Annotated in this window: 28 protein-coding genes; 19 read left to right on the top strand and 9 right to left on the bottom strand. The window is 49.7% G+C overall.

All coding sequences use genetic code 11. The features are described from left to right. The 12 genes from E1757_RS30675 (at position 1) to E1757_RS30620 (ending at position 7,608) form a co-directional block, all read left to right on the top strand. Positions 1-477: a phage baseplate protein gene (locus tag E1757_RS30675; protein ID WP_133235480.1), complete on the top strand. Its 477-nt coding sequence runs from the start codon at positions 1-3 to the stop codon at positions 475-477. Next, positions 449-766, top strand: coding sequence for a phage baseplate plug family protein (locus tag E1757_RS30670; protein WP_133235478.1), 318 nt, complete (start codon positions 449-451; stop codon positions 764-766). Before E1757_RS30675 ends, E1757_RS30670 begins: the two co-directional genes overlap by 29 nt. Continuing rightward, positions 763-1,557, top strand: a complete 795-nt coding sequence (locus E1757_RS30665) for a phage protein (RefSeq protein ID WP_246079657.1) — start codon at positions 763-765, stop codon at positions 1,555-1,557. The genes E1757_RS30670 and E1757_RS30665 overlap by 4 nt, the downstream gene beginning before the upstream one ends. Continuing rightward, the gene (locus tag E1757_RS30660) at positions 1,554-2,006 is read left to right on the top strand and encodes a hypothetical protein (protein WP_133235476.1); all 453 of its coding nucleotides are present in this window, start codon (positions 1,554-1,556) and stop codon (positions 2,004-2,006) included. The genes E1757_RS30665 and E1757_RS30660 overlap by 4 nt, the downstream gene beginning before the upstream one ends. Then, positions 1,985-2,344, top strand: coding sequence for a contractile injection system sheath initiator (locus E1757_RS30655; RefSeq protein ID WP_133235474.1), 360 nt, complete (start codon positions 1,985-1,987; stop codon positions 2,342-2,344). The genes E1757_RS30660 and E1757_RS30655 overlap by 22 nt, the downstream gene beginning before the upstream one ends. Then, positions 2,334-3,509 (top strand): baseplate J/gp47 family protein, encoded by a 1,176-nt coding sequence (locus E1757_RS30650; RefSeq protein ID WP_133235472.1) that lies wholly within the window; start codon positions 2,334-2,336, stop codon positions 3,507-3,509. Before E1757_RS30655 ends, E1757_RS30650 begins: the two co-directional genes overlap by 11 nt. Beyond that, positions 3,502-4,143 (top strand): hypothetical protein, encoded by a 642-nt coding sequence (locus E1757_RS30645; RefSeq protein WP_133235470.1) that lies wholly within the window; start codon positions 3,502-3,504, stop codon positions 4,141-4,143. Before E1757_RS30650 ends, E1757_RS30645 begins: the two co-directional genes overlap by 8 nt. Before the next feature lie 18 nt (positions 4,144-4,161). Then, positions 4,162-5,709 (top strand): hypothetical protein, encoded by a 1,548-nt coding sequence (locus E1757_RS30640; RefSeq protein ID WP_133235468.1) that lies wholly within the window; start codon positions 4,162-4,164, stop codon positions 5,707-5,709. Between the two features lie 12 nt (positions 5,710-5,721). Beyond that, a complete protein-coding gene (locus E1757_RS30635) occupies positions 5,722-6,153 on the top strand; it encodes a hypothetical protein (RefSeq protein ID WP_133235466.1) in 432 nt (143 codons plus the stop codon). A gap of 280 nt (positions 6,154-6,433) precedes the next feature. Then, on the top strand, positions 6,434-6,661 hold the full coding sequence (locus E1757_RS30630; protein WP_133235464.1) for a hemolysin XhlA family protein: 228 nt from the start codon (positions 6,434-6,436) through the stop codon (positions 6,659-6,661). Positions 6,662-6,706: 45 nt separating this feature from the next. Beyond that, a complete protein-coding gene (locus E1757_RS30625; protein WP_246079656.1) occupies positions 6,707-6,976 on the top strand; it encodes a hypothetical protein in 270 nt (89 codons plus the stop codon). Positions 6,977-6,978: 2 nt separating this feature from the next. Next, positions 6,979-7,608: a glycoside hydrolase family 73 protein gene (locus tag E1757_RS30620; RefSeq protein WP_133235460.1), complete on the top strand. Its 630-nt coding sequence runs from the start codon at positions 6,979-6,981 to the stop codon at positions 7,606-7,608. A gap of 155 nt (positions 7,609-7,763) precedes the next feature. Here E1757_RS30620 and E1757_RS30615 read toward each other — a convergent pair whose 3' ends face one another. Further along, positions 7,764-8,420, bottom strand: a complete 657-nt coding sequence (locus tag E1757_RS30615; protein WP_133235458.1) for a DUF2306 domain-containing protein — start codon at positions 8,418-8,420, stop codon at positions 7,764-7,766. Positions 8,421-8,517: 97 nt separating this feature from the next. Between E1757_RS30615 and E1757_RS30610 the strand changes: the two genes are divergently transcribed. Then, positions 8,518-9,111 carry a TetR/AcrR family transcriptional regulator gene (locus E1757_RS30610; RefSeq protein WP_133235456.1) on the top strand — a complete coding sequence of 198 codons (594 nt, stop codon included), beginning with the start codon at positions 8,518-8,520 and terminating at the stop codon, positions 9,109-9,111. Here the strand turns inward: E1757_RS30610 and E1757_RS30605 are convergent. After that, on the bottom strand, positions 9,097-9,354 hold the full coding sequence (locus E1757_RS30605) for a hypothetical protein (RefSeq protein ID WP_133235454.1): 258 nt from the start codon (positions 9,352-9,354) through the stop codon (positions 9,097-9,099). The genes E1757_RS30610 and E1757_RS30605 overlap by 15 nt on opposite strands. A gap of 231 nt (positions 9,355-9,585) precedes the next feature. Between E1757_RS30605 and E1757_RS30600 the strand changes: the two genes are divergently transcribed. Then, on the top strand, positions 9,586-10,350 hold the full coding sequence (locus E1757_RS30600) for an SDR family oxidoreductase (RefSeq protein WP_133235452.1): 765 nt from the start codon (positions 9,586-9,588) through the stop codon (positions 10,348-10,350). 135 nt (positions 10,351-10,485) lie between these two features. Here the strand turns inward: E1757_RS30600 and E1757_RS30595 are convergent, their stop codons facing one another. From E1757_RS30595 to E1757_RS30585, 3 genes are all read right to left on the bottom strand, one after another. Then, complete coding sequence (locus tag E1757_RS30595) at positions 10,486-11,127, bottom strand: nucleotidyltransferase domain-containing protein (protein WP_342774614.1); 642 nt, start codon at positions 11,125-11,127, stop codon at positions 10,486-10,488. Between the two features lie 59 nt (positions 11,128-11,186). After that, positions 11,187-11,402, bottom strand: a complete 216-nt coding sequence (locus E1757_RS37130) for a hypothetical protein (protein ID WP_133235448.1) — start codon at positions 11,400-11,402, stop codon at positions 11,187-11,189. A 397-nt stretch (positions 11,403-11,799) separates the two neighbouring features. Next, positions 11,800-12,318, bottom strand: a complete 519-nt coding sequence (locus E1757_RS30585; protein WP_133235446.1) for a DinB family protein — start codon at positions 12,316-12,318, stop codon at positions 11,800-11,802. A 322-nt stretch (positions 12,319-12,640) separates the two neighbouring features. On the opposite strand from E1757_RS30585, the gene E1757_RS36275 reads away from it, so the two are divergent. Then, the gene (locus tag E1757_RS36275) at positions 12,641-12,736 is read left to right on the top strand and encodes a putative holin-like toxin (RefSeq protein WP_220446558.1); all 96 of its coding nucleotides are present in this window, start codon (positions 12,641-12,643) and stop codon (positions 12,734-12,736) included. Positions 12,737-13,544: 808 nt separating this feature from the next. Here E1757_RS36275 and E1757_RS30580 read toward each other — a convergent pair. Continuing rightward, positions 13,545-14,255, bottom strand: coding sequence for a MarR family winged helix-turn-helix transcriptional regulator (locus E1757_RS30580; RefSeq protein WP_246079655.1), 711 nt, complete (start codon positions 14,253-14,255; stop codon positions 13,545-13,547). A gap of 8 nt (positions 14,256-14,263) precedes the next feature. Here E1757_RS30580 and E1757_RS30575 point away from each other — a divergent pair, with 8 nt between their 5' ends. From E1757_RS30575 to E1757_RS30565, 3 genes are all read left to right on the top strand, one after another. Further along, complete coding sequence (locus tag E1757_RS30575) at positions 14,264-14,926, top strand: SDR family NAD(P)-dependent oxidoreductase (RefSeq protein WP_246079654.1); 663 nt, start codon at positions 14,264-14,266, stop codon at positions 14,924-14,926. Between the two features lie 93 nt (positions 14,927-15,019). Beyond that, positions 15,020-15,991, top strand: coding sequence for an aldo/keto reductase (locus E1757_RS30570; RefSeq protein WP_133235442.1), 972 nt, complete (start codon positions 15,020-15,022; stop codon positions 15,989-15,991). 624 nt (positions 15,992-16,615) lie between these two features. Then, the gene (locus E1757_RS30565; protein ID WP_165972367.1) at positions 16,616-17,341 is read left to right on the top strand and encodes a tyrosine-type recombinase/integrase; all 726 of its coding nucleotides are present in this window, start codon (positions 16,616-16,618) and stop codon (positions 17,339-17,341) included. A gap of 282 nt (positions 17,342-17,623) precedes the next feature. Here E1757_RS30565 and E1757_RS30560 read toward each other — a convergent pair whose 3' ends face one another. Further along, positions 17,624-18,463 (bottom strand): sulfurtransferase, encoded by an 840-nt coding sequence (locus tag E1757_RS30560; RefSeq protein WP_133235438.1) that lies wholly within the window; start codon positions 18,461-18,463, stop codon positions 17,624-17,626. A gap of 180 nt (positions 18,464-18,643) precedes the next feature. On the opposite strand from E1757_RS30560, the gene E1757_RS30555 reads away from it, so the two are divergent. Next, positions 18,644-19,141 (top strand): GNAT family N-acetyltransferase, encoded by a 498-nt coding sequence (locus E1757_RS30555; protein ID WP_133235436.1) that lies wholly within the window; start codon positions 18,644-18,646, stop codon positions 19,139-19,141. 218 nt (positions 19,142-19,359) lie between these two features. Here the strand turns inward: E1757_RS30555 and E1757_RS30550 are convergent, their stop codons facing one another. Continuing rightward, the gene (locus E1757_RS30550) at positions 19,360-19,656 is read right to left on the bottom strand and encodes a 4a-hydroxytetrahydrobiopterin dehydratase (protein ID WP_133235434.1); all 297 of its coding nucleotides are present in this window, start codon (positions 19,654-19,656) and stop codon (positions 19,360-19,362) included. 5 nt (positions 19,657-19,661) lie between these two features. Further along, entirely contained in the window at positions 19,662-19,955 is a 294-nt protein-coding gene (locus tag E1757_RS30545; protein ID WP_133235432.1) for a hypothetical protein, read from the bottom strand. Between the last annotated feature and the right edge of the window lie 126 nt (positions 19,956-20,081).

Raw genomic sequence — 20,081 nt, 5'->3', positions numbered from 1 at the left:
ATGGCAACTATAAACGATAACTATATCACAGTCGAGTCGGAAGAGCCGTCACACGAAATCGATGTTACCGAGCAGCCGATCGAAGACGGTATCGACATTATGGATCATGTTAGGGCCAAGGCGAAAACCATGAGCATCAGTGGTTTCATCGTTGGGGACGACGCTGCACAGATCCGTCAAAACATTTTAAACCTGCACCAGGCGGGTTCTATCATAGAGTATATCGGACGCAACTATTTTGTCGGAATTATTACCAGCTTCCAAAGCACGCATAACCATCAGGTTGCCAACGGCTTGTCCTTCAGCGCGACGTTGAAGGAAGTGAGAGTGGCCAAAAGCTCCTATCTCGAAACGCTGCCTCCGTTCGTCCGGGCACAAGCCGCTCCTGTTATTCACGTAGGCCGAAAACAGCCTGCCCAAAAACCAAAACCCGAGGAGGAGAGCGTATTTGTCGACGCAGCTGGTAAATATCACTAAGGAGAAAATTCCGTACCGGTTCGAAATCCCCTTGGCCGATGTGCTGTATGAAATGGAAGTAAACTATAATACCGGGGCGGATTTTTTCACAATCGATCTGTACCGGAACAAAGAGCCGCTCGTATATGGAGAAAAATTGGTGTATGGCGTGCCACTTTTTCGGGATGTCGCCGACCGCAGATTTCCCGCCGTTACCATTACCCCGCTCGATGAGTCGGGACAAGATCAAGTCGTGAACTGGCAGACGCTCGACGAAACGGTATTTCTTTTTGTGGATGGTGATGTATGAGCATGAACAACTTCGGACGCGTAGCTGAAATCCAGACCGGTACGAAGTCTTTTTCCAGCAAAGATTTTACGATCGAATTTACAGTGCCTTTCGACAACGATTTGCTACCGAACGAGAGCGAGATCAAAATATATAATTTGTCCGACTCCACCTTGGCAAAAATCGAACTGAATCAGACACTGCTGATCAACGCCGGATATGAGGGCGATACCGGGATGATTTTGCACGGATATATTTCGGAGGTCAAAACCGCCTGGAACGGCGTAGACAAAGAAACGACGATCCATGTGCTCGACTCCGACGATCTGTCCAGCCGCAAGCTGGAGGATGTCGCCTATGCCGAGGGCACGCGGGCCAGCTTTATTTTACAAGAAATGGCCGGCCAGCTCGGGCTTCCGCTCGCCCAGTTTTATTTGAATCAGGATGTCCAATATGACGGCGGATACACGGCCAGCGGAGATGTCACGGACATTATCAAAAAAATCGCGGCTGACTGCGGAACAAGCGCCTACATCAACAAAGGGCAGCTGTATATCCGAAATCTACGGCACGGCGCGGACGATGTCATCGAGCTCTCACAGGATACCGGCTTGATCGGTCGGCCCGAGCCCTTTAAAGAGGAGAGTTTCAGCGGCATGAAACTGAAATCTCAGCTGCAGCACCGGATTACGACCGCTTCTGTCATCCGCCTGCTTTCTCGTCAAAAAGAAGCGACGCTCCATATCCGCAAAGGCTCCCACAAAATGACAAGCTCCGATTTCGTTACGGAAATGGAGGGGATTTATCCATGAGCACAGTCGATGCGGCGGGCACTTTAAATTCATTTGTTGCAGGGATGCTGGCAAAGGCATTGGATGATTTGTATGTATGCTTTTCCTGCAGAATCGTTTCTTTCCATGCCGAGAGCGGTACAGCCGTTATCCAGCCTCTGCTTCGGACAACGGACAAAGAGCCCGCTTTGATCCAGAACGTTCCCGTTCTCGGGCACAAATACATCGTCAAAGAGCATGAACAAACGGTCATCGATCAAGAAACGGAGCGGACGATTACAGTGAAGGAGCATGAGCAAATTCACGTTCCGAATTTACAGCCCGGAGACATCGCGCTGGCGGTTTGCGCCGACAAGGAAATCCGAAATACACTTTCAGGACAAGTCGCAACTCCGCTTAGTAAACGAACGCACAGCAAAAATGACGCGGTCATTGTGGGGGTGATGCCATGCAGTCTTTTAAGCTTGTAGACGGCGATCTGGTTCTGGAACACGGAGAACTGCAGATGATAGATGGAGCGGACGAGCTTGCCCAATGTGTAAAAAGCGCACTCGGTACCAATAAAGGGGAATGGTTTATGCAGCCTGAGCTTGGCATCAAATTTCGCGCTTTTGAGGGCAAGCAATGGAATGAAGAGGAAATGCGCGAGCAAATTCGGCAAGGATTGTTTCAGGAGACGCGCATCCAGACGGTGGATACGATTCACTTTGACTATGACCTGCCGAACCGGGCGATGAAGGTCCATTTTACCGCCACCGCCAAAGACGGCGCAACCATTGAAAGCGAGGTGACCCGGCATGTTGGATGAAAAAGGCTTTAAGCGCAAACGGTATGCCGATCTGATTACCGAGATGGAGGCCAAGGCGCGCGAGGTTTACGGAGAAACCGTTAATACGTCCGAGCGGTCGCCTCTCGGCATTATTCTGCGGATTTTTGCCTGGTTTCTGAGCAAGCCTTGGGAAAAAGCCGAGGATGTGTATTATTCGGCCTACATCAATACCGCCCAGGGGGTCCAACAGGACCGGCTTGGCCCTTATGTAGGAATTTCGCGCATACCGGAGCAATTTTCGACCGGTTTAGTCACCATTACAGGTACTCCCGGATACACCGTTGCCGCCGGATTTTCAGTCCGAGCCCGGACCGGGGTTTATTTTGCAACCATTATTCCGGTAACGCTGGATGAAAATGGGCGCGGGAATGTAGGCGTGCGGGCTACGAGCGCCGGAGTGCGCGGCAATGTCGCCGCCGGAATGATTTCTGAAATCGTGAATCCAAATCCAAATGTATCTGCCGTAATGAATGCATCACCCACCCTCGGAGGCCGGGAAAAAGAAACTGACGCCGAATTCCGCGAACGTTTTCAGCTCTCGGTGTCGGGCGGCGGCGCAGCAACATTGGACTCGATCCGCAGCGCTTTGCTGCGCACACCCGGCGTCAGGGCGGCAACGGTTATTGAAAACATATCGCTGGTTACGGATGCCGATGGCCGGCCGGGCAAAAGCTTTCAGGCGTATTTGCTGGGAGGCGATGCCGACGATATCGCTCGGGCGATTTTGGAAACGAAAGCCGTCGGGATCGAAACCTATGGGGACGTTTCCCGCACCGTTCAGGACCTGTCGGGTACGCCTCATGTGATCAAATTCAGTTATGCCGAAGAGATTCGGTTGAAGCTGAACATAGATCTGACCAAAAACGAGCAGTATCCGACCGACGGCGACGCTCAGGTACGAACGGCCATTATCCGCTATATTGGCGGTCAGGATGCGGATGGCTCGCTTTACAGCGGTTTAGGTATGGGAGACGACGTCATCTACACCAAGCTGATCAGCGCCATTTACAAAGTTCCCGGCGTCGAGGATATCGACGTTCAAATTGCCGTTGAGGACGAGTTCAGAGCCGGCAATGTTGAAATCCCCAGCAATAAAGTTGCCCAGATTCAGCACAGCGACATTGAGGTGACCAGTCATGCTTAATGTCCGCGACATGTTAAAAACATTGACCGATCATTATACGAAACGCCCGCAGAGCAACATCGGAAAGCTGCTGTCCATCTTAAGCGGCCAGTTGAACGACCTCGACCAAACGCTGGAAACGATGCTGCTTTGGCGGGATATCGATCTGGCGCGCGGCGCAACTTTGGATAACATCGGACAAAATGTGGTGCAGCCGCGCGGAGCGGCTACCGACGAGGTTTATCGGGTTTTAATTAAATCCAAGATTGCCCGCAATTTTTCGACCGGCGATATCAACACGGTTATTCAGGTTTTGGCGATCGCCGTTAGTGCCGATTATTCGGAGATTGAGATTAAAGAAAAGTTTACCCATCCGATAGCCCCGGAGCCGGCAGCGATCTCTTTGATACGCCTTCCGCTTAGCCGGCTTAGCGCTTCCGAAATCGATATCCGCCAATTTGCCCGGATTTTGCAAAAGACCGTGCCCGCAGGCGTACTTGTCGATGCGGTTGAACTGCAGGGTACCTTCGCCTTCGCCAGTGGCGAGGTGCCGGAAATGGACGCGGAGATCGGATTTGCCGATGTGGATCAAACGAGCGGCGGGCTGTTAGGTACTGTATTTACACCTGCCAAAAACATCGATTTGCCTATTTAAGAAAGGAGCTTGAACCATATGGCATTTAAAAAGGAACTTCCCGAATGGCGCTCACCTGGCGTCGAGCCTTCGGCATCGAAGAAAACCGAGGGCTGGAAGCCGGGAGAAAAGCCTCCGGCGGATTGGCTCAACTGGTCACAAAATCGCACATACGAAGCACTGAAGGAACTGCAAAGCCATCGACACAGCGGAGAAGACGGCGATGCGGAAAAGATTGACAGCAGCGGCCTTGCCGAGGGAGCGGCCACGGATGCAGCGATCGGGAACCGTACTGTCGACGATACCAAGGTGCCTGCCGGAAATTCAGGGTCGCCGACAAGCTTGTTTTCCTGGTTGGCTCATATGGTCAAATCGGTGACCGGTAAAAGTAATTGGTCTACGCCCCCCGCAACAACATTGGAAGCGGCGAATACGCATATGAATGCAACTGCAGGCGTCCATGGTTCTACTGCTGCTGCGACGGCTAATACGCTCATACAGCGAGATGCGAACAGTCAAGCGAGCGTTGGCGCGCCAACCGCAGCAAGTCATATCGCGCGTAAGCAAGATGTGGATGCGATAAGCGGGCGTGTCAATGGCGCGCTACCGAAAGATGGCAGCGAGGCAATGACGGGGAACTTGACTATGCGGAATAACTACCCCATTTTTGAAATGGACAATACCAACCAAACGCATAAATTTAAAATTATCAATGATGGTAATGGATTTTGGCTGGAGGGAACACGTAAAAGTGATAACGTGGTTACATCCCGCATGAGGTTCGACCTAACAACTGGAAATCTATTTGTCGGGAATAACAACTTAAAAGTATGGCATGAAGGCAACGATGGTGTAGGTAGCGGGCTTGATGCTGATTTACTGGCTGGAAAAACATTAGGACTTGGCGCTAATCAAATACCTTATAGGGATGGCAGTGGGAAATTAGGCGCTGATATTTTCCAGATTGTCGATACACGCAACATCAATGCAGCGCCTAATCAATATACGATTGGAAGATACAGCGAATTTAAATCTGGCAGCGTGATCGGATTAGCTGCCGAGTACTGGGTATTATTGGAAACCAACAGGCCATGGACGGATGACAGTGCTGGATTGACTTTTCAAAGAGCTTACGGGCTATCTACTGGCAAAACGTACACAAGACGCGGGGAAACTACAGCATGGCACCCTTGGGGAGAAGAATGGGCAGGCGGGTATACTCCAGCAAACAAAGCAGGAGACACGTTTACAGGAACTATAACCATGGATAACAACAAATGGATTGTTATGAAGGGAAACGATTATAAACTAATTGATTTTTATAACGCTGCTGGAGCGAGACTTGGATATATTGGTATGAGCGATAATAACGATGTCATTATGTACAATGTTATAACAGGAAAAGGCTTCAGTCTGGCTAATGACGGTCATTTATATTACAGTGCGTATAGAGTTTGGCATGGCGGAGTAGATAATACCGCACCTGCAAGCTCCTCTTACGGTTCGCGTGTAGTTAGAAATACAATCATTTCAACAGCAGGCCCTAGCGGTGGGCAAAACGGTGACATATGGGTCCAATATATATAAGGGGGATTCGCTATGGCACAAAGACAGATTTTATATGCAAGTGTTAGTGGCGGTGCCTCTGCTCTAACCGACTACAAACAATATACTGGGGCAATGAGGGGAAAGTATCGTTTTTTTAGTGGCGGGAGTTTCCAAAATGGTGGGGTTTGCCGCGCTAACTATAATGGTATGGAGGTATACCGCGCGAATATTGGAAACGGAACAGGCTCAGATAACCCTTCGAAGGATTTCATTGCGACTGCAGACGGTACATTTGATTGCTGGGTTGAAAGAAACAGCGGGCTAGGAGCTGCGGAACTAATCCTGTATCAATATCATGAATGGGTTAACGTTGATGGTGCTTGGAAGATGACTCCCGGAAAATGGGTAAAGATGGACGGCACTTGGAGGCAGGCCATTAATGCTTGGGTTAATGTTGACGGCATCTGGAGACAAACCTATTAGGGAGGAATTTAATTGAAGTTATAAAAATTGCGTCAAATGGCGATGGTTGTAACATCACATTCAAGTTACCATAACAGCTGGTAGTATAGTCGGCTAGGTTTGTGGAAGCATTTTCCAAAGGAACCGCTATAGCTCATATGCCGTCTATCCTTCCTAAAAAGGAAATAGATCCAATAAACAGGTATACAAGCTACTAAGGACGCTGTTTTGACTATTATGGATATTTAAAGGTGGTGATTGTGTATGTACTTTATTCTAACTATCAGAGGGGGAAAACCATATGCCACGTGATGACGATACAGGTGAAATCCTGCAGCGTTTGACCAGAGTAGAAACCAAACTGGACGCCATGGTTTCAGCCAGAGACACGGCTTATGAGGCGTTGCAATCTACGAAAGCTGCACATAAACGGTTAGACCAGCTTGAAGAAAATCAAACATGGCTCTGGCGCACCACCATTGCGGCTTTAATCGTCGGGGCCATCGGATTGTTATGGAAAGGGTTGTGACACTGGATGGATGGACAATTTTTTACATGGGAGGCTCTCTCCGCAATGGGGGGAGCTTCTTTGTTGACGTTTTTCATCGTCCAATATACGAAAATAACGGTAGAGCGATGGTTGCGGCTGCCAACCGACATCTTTGCATGCATGGTCGCATACGTTGTGCTGCTGGCCTCACAATTGGCCGCCGGCGCTGACGGTTCGGATTGGCGCTTATACGGGATTACTTTTGCGAATGCTTTTTTAGTAGCTGCGGCAGCAGGGCATCTTCAAGCCAAGTCGATCCACCCTCCTACACCTAAAAAGAAAGGGGATCTGTAACCTTGCTCCCAAAATCTTTTATCGAAGCGATAGCCCCGCTTGCGGTTGCCGAAATGCATCGCACCGGGATTCTCGCCAGCATCACGATAGCGCAAGGCGCGCTTGAAAGCGGCTGGGGAGCCTACGCTCCCGGCAACAACCTGTTCGGCATCAAAGGCTCCGGACAGCTGCAGACGACGCAGGAATTCATCAACGGTCGCTGGATTCGCGTCGTGAATGGATTTCGCGTGTACGATGATTGGACTGGCAGCGTCATGGACCATTCGCAGTTTTTAATCGAAAACAGCCGTTACACGAAAGCCGGTTTTTTCGACCGGTGCAAGGAAAAAGACGCCCAAGGTGCAGCCTATTCGCTGCAGCAGGCTGGATATGCGACGGACCCTGGATATGCTTCCAAATTGATTCGTATCATGGAAGATTGGAATTTGGAACAGTACGACATAACCGCAGCCGAGGTACACGAGGAGCCAGCCGAGGAGCTAGCCCCCTTCATGATCAACGCGGAAGATGCCAATAAAATGATCGGCTTTTTGAAAGCCTCGTATGAAGCATCCGCCTCCCAGGAGGCAAGAGATGATTTTCACCGGTTGGCCAACCAATTGCGCAAAGCATCCGGACAGCCCGAGGAATAAACGGACTCACCTTGTTTAATTTTCCCCTGCATGCAGTCCTTGGGACGCCATTTGCTTGCTTCCTCCAAGGGCTGCTTTACCATAGACGCCTGACTGTACATAAAATTACTTTGAACCGGAAGCAGCATGAAAATCACGATAGTTCCGCCAACCGCTTACTCTTTTTCAATTCGATTGAGCACCGGCGGATTTCTATATATCGTTCGATTGACGACCTCTGCCAACATAAAGAGAAGCACAATAGAACCATATACGCCGGCCATATAGCTTGTTGAATACGACAACCCCATTCCCTCATGGAAAGCAGCCGTGAGCATATGGATAAACATATTGGTGAAGCAGAACGCATAGCTGCGAACCATCCATTTGCGGTGATGATGGATCTGCTTCTTTTTAATTTTCACGATTGCTGCAGCCGTCAAGCACAGCCAAACGATATTTAACAGGTTGAATGCTATACTTACAGGCTTCCCTCCTGTCGCATACGGGGCCATATAACCGGAAGACACTATGACAATGACGACCGATATCAAATACGCATAGCCGTTAAATTTGTGAAACGTCCGGTGGTTTCTGTATACCGTGCTTGAAAAATTAGCCGCCCCCGAAACCATCGCCAAGGAGGCGAATGCCAGATGAACCTTCATTACGCTTAACCAAACGGGAAGCTGGATGGGGCGCTTGAGATTTAGCTTGTGACTCAAAAAGTCAACTGCTTGCGGATCGCGTATGTAATTCGTATACATGACATAGACGATAAACACGGTCATCACTACGAGCATGAAAAAATATGGCAGCTTCGTTCTCGACATTCATCTTACCTCACTCCAACGGTTATTTTGTGCTATGATTTATAGCAGATAAGTCATACATCCCAGACAACGGATGATCTACGAAAGGATTGTCGCCATGCGCAAAGGAGAACAAACCAGAATTCATATCATTATGAAGTCGGCGGAGCTGTTCAACCAAAAGGGATATGCCGCAACGACGATGCAGGATATTATGGATGCCACGGGACTGACCAAAGGCGGGCTGTACCGAAGCTTCCCCAGCAAGGACGACATTGCCATAGAAGCGTTCAAATATGCGGGGGAAGTGCTTTGGCGTCATTTTTCCGCAGCGATGGAGAACTGTCAGACGGCAACCGAAAAAATCGTAGCCATGTGCGATGTGTATAGCGATACCGTGCACAACCCTCCGATGAAGGGAGGCTGTCCTTTCCTCAATACGGCTGTCGAGAGCGATCACTCCTTCCCTGTGCTTCGCGATTATGCTTTGGCGGCTCACGGACAGATGCTTGCGCTTATTCAAGGTGTTCTTCAGCAAGGGGTTGCTGCTCGAGAATTCCGGTCAGATATGGACACCGAAGCGACAGCCTCCTTCATTTTTTCATCGATAGAAGGAGGCATTATGACGAGCAGATTGACCCGGGATAACAAGCATGTCCGCTACACGACTCGTCAAATCGAGCAATGGCTTGAGATATTAAAAAGCACCTGACTTTCGACCTGGACTCACAGCGCGCACGCTTGAAACTTTTGAAGCCGGGAGCATTCCGGCTTTTGCGCTGCCGCTCATCTCGTTGCCGCGAACGGCTACCTCGAACTTCAAATTCAGCCGCATCGGCTTCGACGCGCTGAGACCAAGACAACCGGGCGTCTTGAACGACTGGATCGACAAACTCGACTGCTTCATCACCCTGAACGGCTGTTCCTTGTGAGGCATCCAATAAATCAAATCCATCGTACAGCACAATTTGGGCTAACATAAACTGAAACACTCCTTTCATTTTCATTTTAAAAAACCGGACCGTCCGGTCTCTTTTTATGCTACTCTAAAATGATTGTCCGCGCAAACTAATTTTGTGTGTCACCGGATACCCGAAGATAAAATGCGCGCCGAATGAGAACGCAACATTTCAAATGTCGCTCTGTGCTATAACTGAAAGTGAAAAAAAACAGAGGAGATGAATATATGGGTACATTAGCTGGAAAAGTTGCATTGGTTACGGGTGCAAGCCGGGGAATCGGCCGCGGCATTGCGCTGCGGCTGGCACAAGACGGTGCTGTCGTTGCGGTTCATTACAAAAACAACCGTGAAGCCGCGGAGGAAGTCGTTCGCAAGATACAGCTCGACGGCGGGACGGCATTCAAAATCGGGGCCGACTTAACTTCTGCGGATGGAGTGAGCGCTTTGTTCGCCAACCTCGATGCATCGCTTGAACAATTAACCGGAAATAGCCGATTTCATATTCTCGTTAACAACGCGGGCATCGGGCAAGCAGCGACGATTGAGGAAACGACCGAACAATCATTGGACGAAGTTCTGGGCATCCACGTCAAATCTCCGATCTTTGTCATTCAGCAAGCTTTAACCCGTTTGAACGATGGAGGAAGAATTATCAATATTTCATCGGCCGTTACACGAATTGCATTCCCGAATCTGCTCGGGTACAGCGTTTCGAAGGGCGCAGTCAATACGCTAACCTATGTATTGGCCCAGCATCTTGGGAACCGGAGCATTACGGTAAATGCAATTTTGCCTGGATTTATCGATACCGATATGAATGCCGAGACGCTGCAAAACCCGGATGGCCAGAAATTCGCTGCCGGACTTTCCACTTTCGGCAGATGGGGGCAGCCTGAAGACGTCGCTGATATCGCCGCTTTTCTCGCCTCCGCAGAGAGCCGCTGGATTACAGGCCAATTGATCGATGCCAGCGGCGGATCACGCCTGTAAATTTTAATCGAATAGCAGATACGGTACTTTATCAGCATTAATTCAACATGCTTAAACGTTCAATCCGCATCCGCATGCCGCCGCAGCTCGGGCGGCTTTTAATGTATCAAGCATCCTAAAACAAAAATGCAAATGTTACGTATGCATTCCTTTCCCATTCAGTTCCATATAATCAACCCATGTATGACCATCCCGAAATTGCTTCACCAAAGCGGTTTTAAGCCATTCCTTAGCTTGTGGCGTTAACGAAGGAAAAACGGTTAAAAAATCATGATGATCTTTTTCCCTGATTGCGGAGCTTCCGCCTTTATAAAGAAGCTGTATTTCCGGTTTTAAATAAGGAATCCCTTTTTCCGTTCTTATCATTATCTCTTTCAATGATCTGCGGATACGCTTTTCCCTGTGATAAACCCAGGATTCCTGGTTTGTATCAATCAGCATGATTTGAAAAGCCCAGGGCGCCCCGCTGTCTCTACTGACCCATACGTCCTTGATAGAAGTGAGAAACTCGCCTTCTTCCCATAAATCAAGCTTCCCGTTCTCAGCCTTGTATAACTGCCAACCCCCATTTATTAGAGATGTGAGCAGGGTCGATTGTTCCTCGCGTAGTACGATAACGTCGATGTCTGCATGTTCTCTCGACTGTTTGCCTAAATGCAGATCCAAAGCCCATCCGCCTGCAATACACCACGTAATGGGGATTTCTGAAAAAATCGCGCAAATTTCAGATACGGACACAGGCTTCCAATTATAAATATCGGTTCTCAAAAAAATCATTCCTCCTCGGTTCCACGTGACCCGTTCAATCCTGCTTCCCTTCACACCTCGCGGATTTTCTATTTTGCAAGGCCGCCATTTATACGTACTGAACCCCAGAATTGCTCCCCCATTTCATTAAAAGAAAGCCCATTCCGGTAAAAATCAATATCGCATATTTTAGTTACATCGTTTCTGAAATCATACAAAATGCTGCCGTCATAAAAATCTACAGCAATATATCCTATTGATTTTACATGTTCATGAAAAGAAAAGATAGCTTCCAAAGATTCCAATCGTTTGTTTACCGGCAGAAGCTTGTACCGATAATATGGCGAATCCCGAATCCGAATGATTGTATTTGGCTGGGGGCGGAAAAGACCAGTGTGAGTGTAAACATTCGCCATCAAACCATTCGAATAGTGCCGCATATCCATTACCGAAAGCAAAGTGATCGACAAGCTTTATTAAATGAGGGTGTTCCAGCGACGTATATAACGGTAACTGGAAACCACGGTATACTAATGGTATAACATTGTTCATCCACATAGCGATGGACCAGTAGCGGTCCACATGTCGGGAGAGAGATCCTACTTCTGGAAAGACAGCCTGGATGATAAGCGCAATTGAGAGGCGGCAAAACAGCCTGGAGCATGAGGCTCCAGGCTGTTTCTTATTCATTCTTTTCAGCCATTATTGGCTTATGGTATACAAGTAGAAGCCAAAATCTGTCGGTGTACCGGGATGTCCAATCTGCCTGAGCATAGCCGTTACATTCCCGCGGTGATATGTCCCGTGATTCACAAGATGCTGAATAAAGTCGATATAGCGGGCTTTAAACTCCCCGGACGGACACAACGCTTCAATATCCTCGTGCTTCGCGATGTACTCCCTAAAACGATCACTCAACTCGATCATCATTTGATCAAGCTCTTCAATACGTTTGCCTTCGGTTTTGGCCACCAAACGATCTGTCGATTCCTTTAATTCCTGAAAATATTCGGATGACATGTCAGTGACTCCGCCTCTGGATAGGAACGTAAACCAATTGCAATCAATCACATAGATGTGTGTCATTGCATCGTAGATCGTTGGAAACGCGCTAATCATTTCCTTGCGATACACTTCCTCGGAAACTTCTTGTAAATGTGTGCATACCTTCTTGTTAGCCCAAACATGGTAATCATACTGCTGTAATGCATACTGCTTCACTTGTTTTTCCCCTCTCGATGGGGAATCACGCAGTTTATGGGCAATTATGCGCTAAGCCCCTCATGAGTTTGCCCGTGAATACTGTTTGTGTTCATATCAAACGCCTCCCGTTCTTGACCTAAGCATTATTCTATCATAAAGAATAGAACTTCGGGGCTACTACAACAATTTTGCAAGCTGTTGAACGAAAAGCCCGGGGAGGGCTGCAATTGAGATTTTCGGGGAATTGGAACACTTGATCGCATTACAGATATACAATAAAATAATCTTGTACAATTGAACCTTGGGTGGGCATGGGTTCCCTTCGAAAGGAGGTGAAGCCATGGATATAAAAGATGCAATTACGATCATGATTCTTTTTGGCACATTTATTATTGCTCTTTTAACATACATTGCAACTAACAACAGGAGAAAGTAAAAACCCACCCAAAGGTTGACCGCCGAAGGTGGGTTTTTGTCGCTCGTTAACTTGAAGGGACATCCCATCCAAGCCAGTTGTATAGGCCGAGTGTTACCAGCACTCGGTCTTTCTGACGTTATTTTAGCATATGCACTACGGGTTGAACAAGTGAATTGAAGATTGAAGATACTGTCACCCTCTACCGTCAAAGATGATCAGAAAACACTTTCCTCGGCTTCTTGTTTGCAAGTTGTTGAACGAAAAGCCGTAAAAGGGCTGCAGCAACCTTCCCATCTGCAATCTGTCGCAGCCCCCAAACCCGCGCCCCACACGGCTTCTCAGCCCTTACTCCCGACCCGTCGCGACCGGATTGTCCTTATACGAAACCCAATCGCTCCAGCTTCTTATCCCCCCACGACCCCCTATGTTTGAGGGGTTCCAACGTCAGAAAGTAGGGGGTCGGAGCAGCGCGGTGGGAATGTCTCGTAGGGTATGCCAGCGTTTATGTGCAACGACCTCCCTTGGCTACGCTTGGGAGGACTTGTGGAGCAAGAAGCCCGTGGACGACGGGGCTGGCAGAACAATATGGCTTGAGCCAAGGCGAGTCATCCACCTGTGGCTGGGTTAAGCCGAACGGAACGCCAACAAAAGGCCAAGTGAAGCAAGGGTAGCACCCGGAAGGATGGAAGGGGTGGGGTGTTATTGTTTGCAGTCTGTTGGTGGTTGTTTGCAAGCAATCCATCACAATAGAACTACCATACCTTTAGTTGAACTATATCCGATTTCTTAACCTTGCTTTTTGCTCACGCCGATCTCCCGGTATTCCTTACGTCTCTTTACAAGACGATGAAGACCTTGTTTTTGTTCTTTCCGCCAGCGTAGTAATCGACTCAATATCTTGATCGGTTAATTGATCCAAAAAATGCTTGCGTATGGCCTTTGAGACTATGGGAAGGGCTTCATCCAAGGCTGACTTTCCGCCGGGAGTAATAATAACTTCAACACCACGTTCTCTGTCCAATGGCTTTCTCAATACAAGTCCGCGTTTTTCCATCCGCGTTAGGTGATGTGACAATCGGCTCTTATCCCAGTCCATCAAGTCGGCTAATTCCTGTTGGCGAAGCTTACCGTTCCCAAATTGGACTAATCGATCTAATACTCCAAAATCCCCCTCTGATAGTCCTGTGTTTTCGGACATGTCTTTTACAACACGACCGAAGATTCTCTTAAAGGAACCTTTCCACATATTCCATATTCGCATTTCCTCTTCGTTCAGTTCGTTCTTATCCATAGGTACATTATAACACAGTTGACGTGTCAACTTAAAGGTGGTAAAGTGTTCACTGGTTGACACATCAACCCAATTGAGTGACAGTTGACCCGAGGTTAATGTGCCAGCCAGAGGCCGTATTACAAAGGTCGCAGTGGATACAAGAAAGAAAGGAGGGGTATTACTATGCAAGATAAACCCGTCGCCTTGGTCACCGGGGCCAATAAAGGAATCGGTCTTCAAATCGCGAAAGATCTCGCGGCGCACGGCTCACTGTGCTCGTCGGCTCGCGCAATCTCGAGAAAGGGGAGACGGCCGCGAAGAGCATCGGAGCGGATGCCCGTGCTCTCCAGCTCGACGTTACAAATCAGGATTCCATCTCCGCCGCGGCAGAACGCATCCGCAACGAGCTCGGCCGTCTCGACGTGCTCGTGAACAACGCGGGCATATCGCACGCGAGTCAGCCGGGCAGGCCTCTCGAGGAGGTCGGGAAGTCGGGGCGCCCAAGCGTCGCTTTTCTAGACGAGGTGCGAGCGGTGTTCGAGACGAACGTGTTCGGCGTCATCGCCGTCACGCAAGCGATGCTGCCGCTCCTTCGTAAAGCGCCGGCCGCACGTATCGTCAACGTGTCGAGCGGCTCGGGCTCACTGACGTTAAACGTGGACCGGACTAATTCGCATCGCGAGATGTTCAGCGCCGTTTACAGCCCGTCGAAGACGGCTCTCAACGCGATTACGCTCGCTTTTGCCATCGAACTCGAGTCGACAGGCATCAAAGTCAATGCGGTATGCCCGGGCTTCACCGCGACAGACCTCAACAACTTTGAAGGCACGGGCACCGTCGAGCAGGCTGCTCTTCATCCCGTACGCCTTGCAATGCTCGGCGAGGACGGTCCGACGGGAACATTCTCAAACGAGAGACGCCAGCTCCCTTGGTGATTTAATCTCGAGCACTGGCTCGCCAGAAAATGCGTGAACAACCTGAAGGCGTGATGCCTTCCCTATATAAACTTAAGGAGTGTGTCTTATCATATGGAATATGTAAAACTTGGACGCAGCGGATTGGAAGTTTCAAAGTTAAGCCTTGGAACCATGAGCTTCGGAGTACCTGAACGTGGCAATACCCCGTGGTCGTTAAATGAGGAGCAAAGCAGACCGATCATTAAAAAAGCACTGGAATTGGGCATCAACTTTTTCAGTACCGCCAATATGTATTCCGATGGAACAAGCGAAGAAATTCTCGGACGTGCCTTAAAGGAATTCGCTCGTCGTGACGAAGTCGTCATTGCTACAAAGGTATTTGTTCCGATGCGTAAAGGTCCGAATGCTATGGGACTTTCCCTTAAAGCCATCATGACCGAAATTGATAACAGTCTAAAACGGCTTGGAACGGACTACATCGATTTGTACCAGATCCATCGTTGGGATCCAAAAACGCCAATTGAGGAGACAATGGAGGCTCTTTACGATTTAGTTAAGGCGGGCAAGGCCAGATACATCGGAGCATCCTCCATGCTGGCATGGCAGTTTGCGAAAGCTCAGCATGTCGCGGAACGCAATGGCTGGACACGGTTCGTTTCCATGGAAAATAGACTTAACTTGCTCTATCGGGAAGAAGAAAGAGAAATGCTCCCCCTTTGCAAAGATGAGGGAGTTGGCGTCACTCCTTACCTGCCTTTGGCTGCAGGCCGGTTAACCCGGGATTGGAATGAGCAGACCTCGCGATCCGAGAATGACCAGGTAGCAAAGGCGTTGTTTTCAAGAACGGAAGAAGCTGATCGCAAAGTTGTGGCAAGAGTTGCGGAAGTTGCCGTTAACCGAGGCCTTCCACGCGCACAGATTGCACTTGCGTGGTTGTTGCAAAAGGAAGAAGTCACAGCACCGATTATCGGTTCGACCAAGATCAGCCATCTCGAAGATGCGGTTTCGGCGTTGTCGGTTAAATTGACTTCTGAAGAAATCACGAGTTTAGAAGAACTTTATGTACCGCATCCACTGGTATAACTTGGTATAAATGCACAACTGCTCTTCGGGCGGACACTCCTAAGGTGTTCGCTCTTTTATGTGGTTGTTTTTCTTAATGGTTTAAGGGGAAGCGGAGTCCTAGTTGAACAGGGCTCTTTTCGCCTTTTAAGGCGTGAACCGTATCATAGTTTCAAATCGAGTGGTCAAGTTATGCTGCCCGTTAGTTCAGCGTTCTTGCTTTAAGTAATATGTAGATACCTTGTCCGCTTGGATTTCCAATTTTTATAATTATTATAGATGACCAGGATTAATGCCGCCACAGCTTTGGCGGCTTTTTTGCATCCATTTTGAGAGGAGCGATTCATATGCCGACAACAACCGCAACACGCGAACGCTTGACTTCTGCTGAGGTCTCTTTGCATCATCCGCTCGATTATTACTATGGCTTGTTCCTTCGAGCCAAGGAAACAGAAGGATTAAAGCCCCGGACACTGAACGACCACAAAAGCCACTACCGCTACCTGCAACGCTGGCTGACCAAACAGTATCCTACACTCAAACTGGAACAACTGACCGCTGACCACGTTCGCCAGTACGTCGGGTACATGCTGACAGAACAAACCTTGTACACCGGACACCCAACGTTACAACATCGCCAAAGGCTTGTCTCCTGCGACCGTAAACATACGTACCAGGACGCTCAAGTGCTTCCTTCGGTTCCTCCACGACGAAGGCTACCTGCAAACCGACCTTGCGTCCCGCATCAAGCTGCAAAAGGTTGCAGAGGACACCATCGGCGCTTTCGAGAATGAACAAGTGCTGCAACTGCTTGCTGCACCGAATCAACGAGAGTACACAGGCTTCCGTGATTATGTGTTGCTCACCATGCTTTTCGACACCGGACTTCGGATCAATGAAGCGCTGAACCTGACCGTGGACGACTTGAACCTGACCGGCAAAACGATCACCGTTCGCGCCAGCGTTGCCAAGAAAGGTAGCTCGCGGGTTGTCCCTATAACCAAACGTACAGCGGAACTTCTTGCCGCGCTGGTCAAAGAGAACCGAAAGCAATTCGCCGGCCGGAGGGGATGGGCAAGGTATGGGCAAGGGGGTGGACAAGTATGCTCCCGACCGTTCTGGACGGCTCTGCTTCCTATGGACAAGATGGACAAGTATCTAAATATACCCCAAGAGGAACAAAATGCCGACCCCTGCAACCAAACCCAAAGGTATAGTCGTCTGACCTTGCCCATCTTGCCCATTATTATCGCCGCCGCTCCCTACGGCTCAGGTTTACCTTGCCCATACCTTGCCAGAACCTCGTCCACCTTGCCCACTATTAACCTCAAAACAGCAACAAAAGCGCTGCCTTGCAGGGGGAGTGGCTGAATAATAACTCAAGAGCAAGCAAGAGAAGCCAAGCGAGTCCCCATGCTCTGGCTGAATCTATGCTTGCTCTGGCTGTTCCTGTACTCTATGCTGGCGGGTGTTCGACTGTTGGGCAACTTGACCCGACTGCTGGGCTATGGTTGGTTCCGGGCCGCTTGCAACTGCTTTCTTCAATTTCTTGTTTGCAAGCTGTTGAACGGAAAACCCAAAGAGGGCCGCAACAGGTCACTTGCTCCCAACCTGTCACAACCCCCAAACCCGCGCCCCACGCGGCCTCAGCCCTTACTCCCGACCCGTCGCGACCGGATTGTCCTTATACGAAACCCAATCGCTCCAGCTGCCGGAGTACAGCTTCACATTCGGGAAGCCCGCTTCCTGCAGCGCAAGCACGTTCGGGCAGGCGGTCACGCCGGAACCGCAGTACACAATAATTTCATCGGCATCCCGCAGTTCCGCGAATCGCTCTCGCAGTTCCGCCTCGTTTTTCCAGTTGTTGCCCTGCTCATCCAGGCCGCCCTTCCAGAAATACGACTTCGCGCCCGGAATATGACCTGCTATCGGATCAATCGCTTCTTCCAGCCCCATATAACGGCGCTCCTCGCGCGAATCGATCAGGACGGTGCCCGGGCGACCGATTCGGCTTTTGACATCCTCCATACCGACCACGATATGCTCCAGCGGCTTCGGCTCGAACAAGGTCGGGTGCTCGTTCGCCGGCCCGTCGCTTACCGGATAGCCGGACTCCTTCCACCGGGCGTAGCCTCCGTCCAATACAAAAACCCGCTTGTGGCCGAGATAATACAGCATCCACCACAATCGCGATGCCATCGCGCCGCCTTGATCGTCGTAAGCGATTACAGTCGTTTCGTTATGAATGCCTGCCTCGCCGAGCTTGATCACGAAATCATTCCAATCCGGCAGCGGATGCCGGCCTCCGTGCTCGCTCTTGGGTCCGGACAGATCGCGTTCCAAATCGAAATAAACGGCGCCCGGAATATGATCGACAGCATAGGCCTCCTGGCCTGCGGCCGGGTTTCCTAATTGAAAACGGCAGTCCGCTATGACGACATCTTCGTCCGTTCCGTGCTCGAACAGCCAGCTTTGACTTACAATATGCCGCATGAATTTCACTTCCTTCTCTATGGTAGGTATATGTACTTAGTATACAACGGAATGTCCGCCTGGCAAAATGATAAAAACGTTCAAATGGGAAAACGAATCGACAAAATCATTCCATGCAGGTACAATGAGGGTGAAAATGAGCTGAACAAACCGTGCATGCGACAAGGGAGTTGTTTGACAATGCTGAACGCGACATCTTTGAGGATCGTCCCTTTAATCGAAGACCACTGCCGCGACATTTGCACCTGGTCCTACCCGCCCCCTTACGACGTTTACAATTGGCGTCCATGGGAGACGATGTTGTCCGAGCAGGAGGAATTTGCCGACCCTGAGCTGAGGGAGAAACAGTACCGCGCAGTTGTGGACGAGCAAGGATTTCTATTGGGGTTCGCCCAGTTTTTTCCGATGCAGGGTGTGACACGGCTTGGCTTGGGCATGCGCCCGGACTTGTGCGGGCAAGGGCTCGGAGTTGAATTTGTACGCGCAATAGCAGCCGAAGCCAAACAAAAAGCACCTGCCAACGAAATCGATCTGGAGGTGCTCAGCTGGAATATTCGCGCCTTCCGCGTTTATCGGAAAGCGGGGTTCGTGCATACCGACACGTACGACCGGATGACACCGACCGGCCGGAATTTATTTTACTGCATGGTATGGCGTCCGAAATATGCAGCCAGGTAAGCGTTTGCCGTGACGGACAAGCATATGTGAATGAGCGCTGCCGTCCGAGCGATTTACGCAGCTCATAATCCTTCATCCCGCAGCATTAAATCCAACGAACGGCCAGCCGAATCGATAAGAGGCAGGAGGATTGGCCTGCCCCTGTGCCAGCATCCCTGACCGTCCAAGCGTTCCGCAAGCGGCAGCTTACATGAAAAAGGATGCCCTGCTTTTTCCCGCTAGCCGTTCCATACTTCATCGAAACGGGCCGCCGCTTCAAAATCAAGCGCGGTCAATCCGCCGGCATGCCATGAGGTAAGCCGCAGCGTCACCAGCTTATAATCGATGCTGATCATCGGGTGATGATTCAACTCGAGCTCGGCGATTCGCGCCGCGCGTTCCACGAATGCGATACCTGCCAAATAATCGGAGAACCGGTATTTTTTGACGATCCATTTACCGTCCGCTTCCCGGCTCCAGCCCTGCAGCTTCTCCAGCCCCGATACGATCTCCTCTTCCGTCAGCTTCCCTTTCATCGCGCTCATACCAAATAAATAACGCTGATCAGCTTTTCCTTATGGTAAATCACAATGACGTGCTTATCCTTATCATGACTGATCGTACAGGTGCCGACCAACATTTTCGGATCGCTGCCCAGCCCGTAAAACAAATCGTCCGCCAACGTTTTAATACACTCCTGCTGCTCCTCGCGTCCCAGCCCGTTCCATTCCTCCGGGGTCATCTCCAAAAAAGAGTAGCATTCGTCAATACTGTGCAAAGCATCCGTGAAATCGTTAATAATGTCAGGATATTCCCGACCGAATTTAACTCCCATTACCATCAGTCCTTCCAAAATGGAAATCGTTTGGAAACGCTTATTAAGCATTTTAACCCGAAAAAACAGTTCCATGCAACCGCGCGAAGGAAGCATTTAAATCCAAAATCTGTTACACTATAAGGA

It is taken from the genome of Paenibacillus piri (genome assembly GCF_004354045.1).
Lineage (GTDB): Bacteria > Bacillota > Bacilli > Paenibacillales > NBRC-103111 > Paenibacillus_S > Paenibacillus_S piri.
The sequence above is the reverse complement of the archived record's forward strand: the minus strand, read 5'-3'. Positions and strand labels throughout refer to the sequence as shown.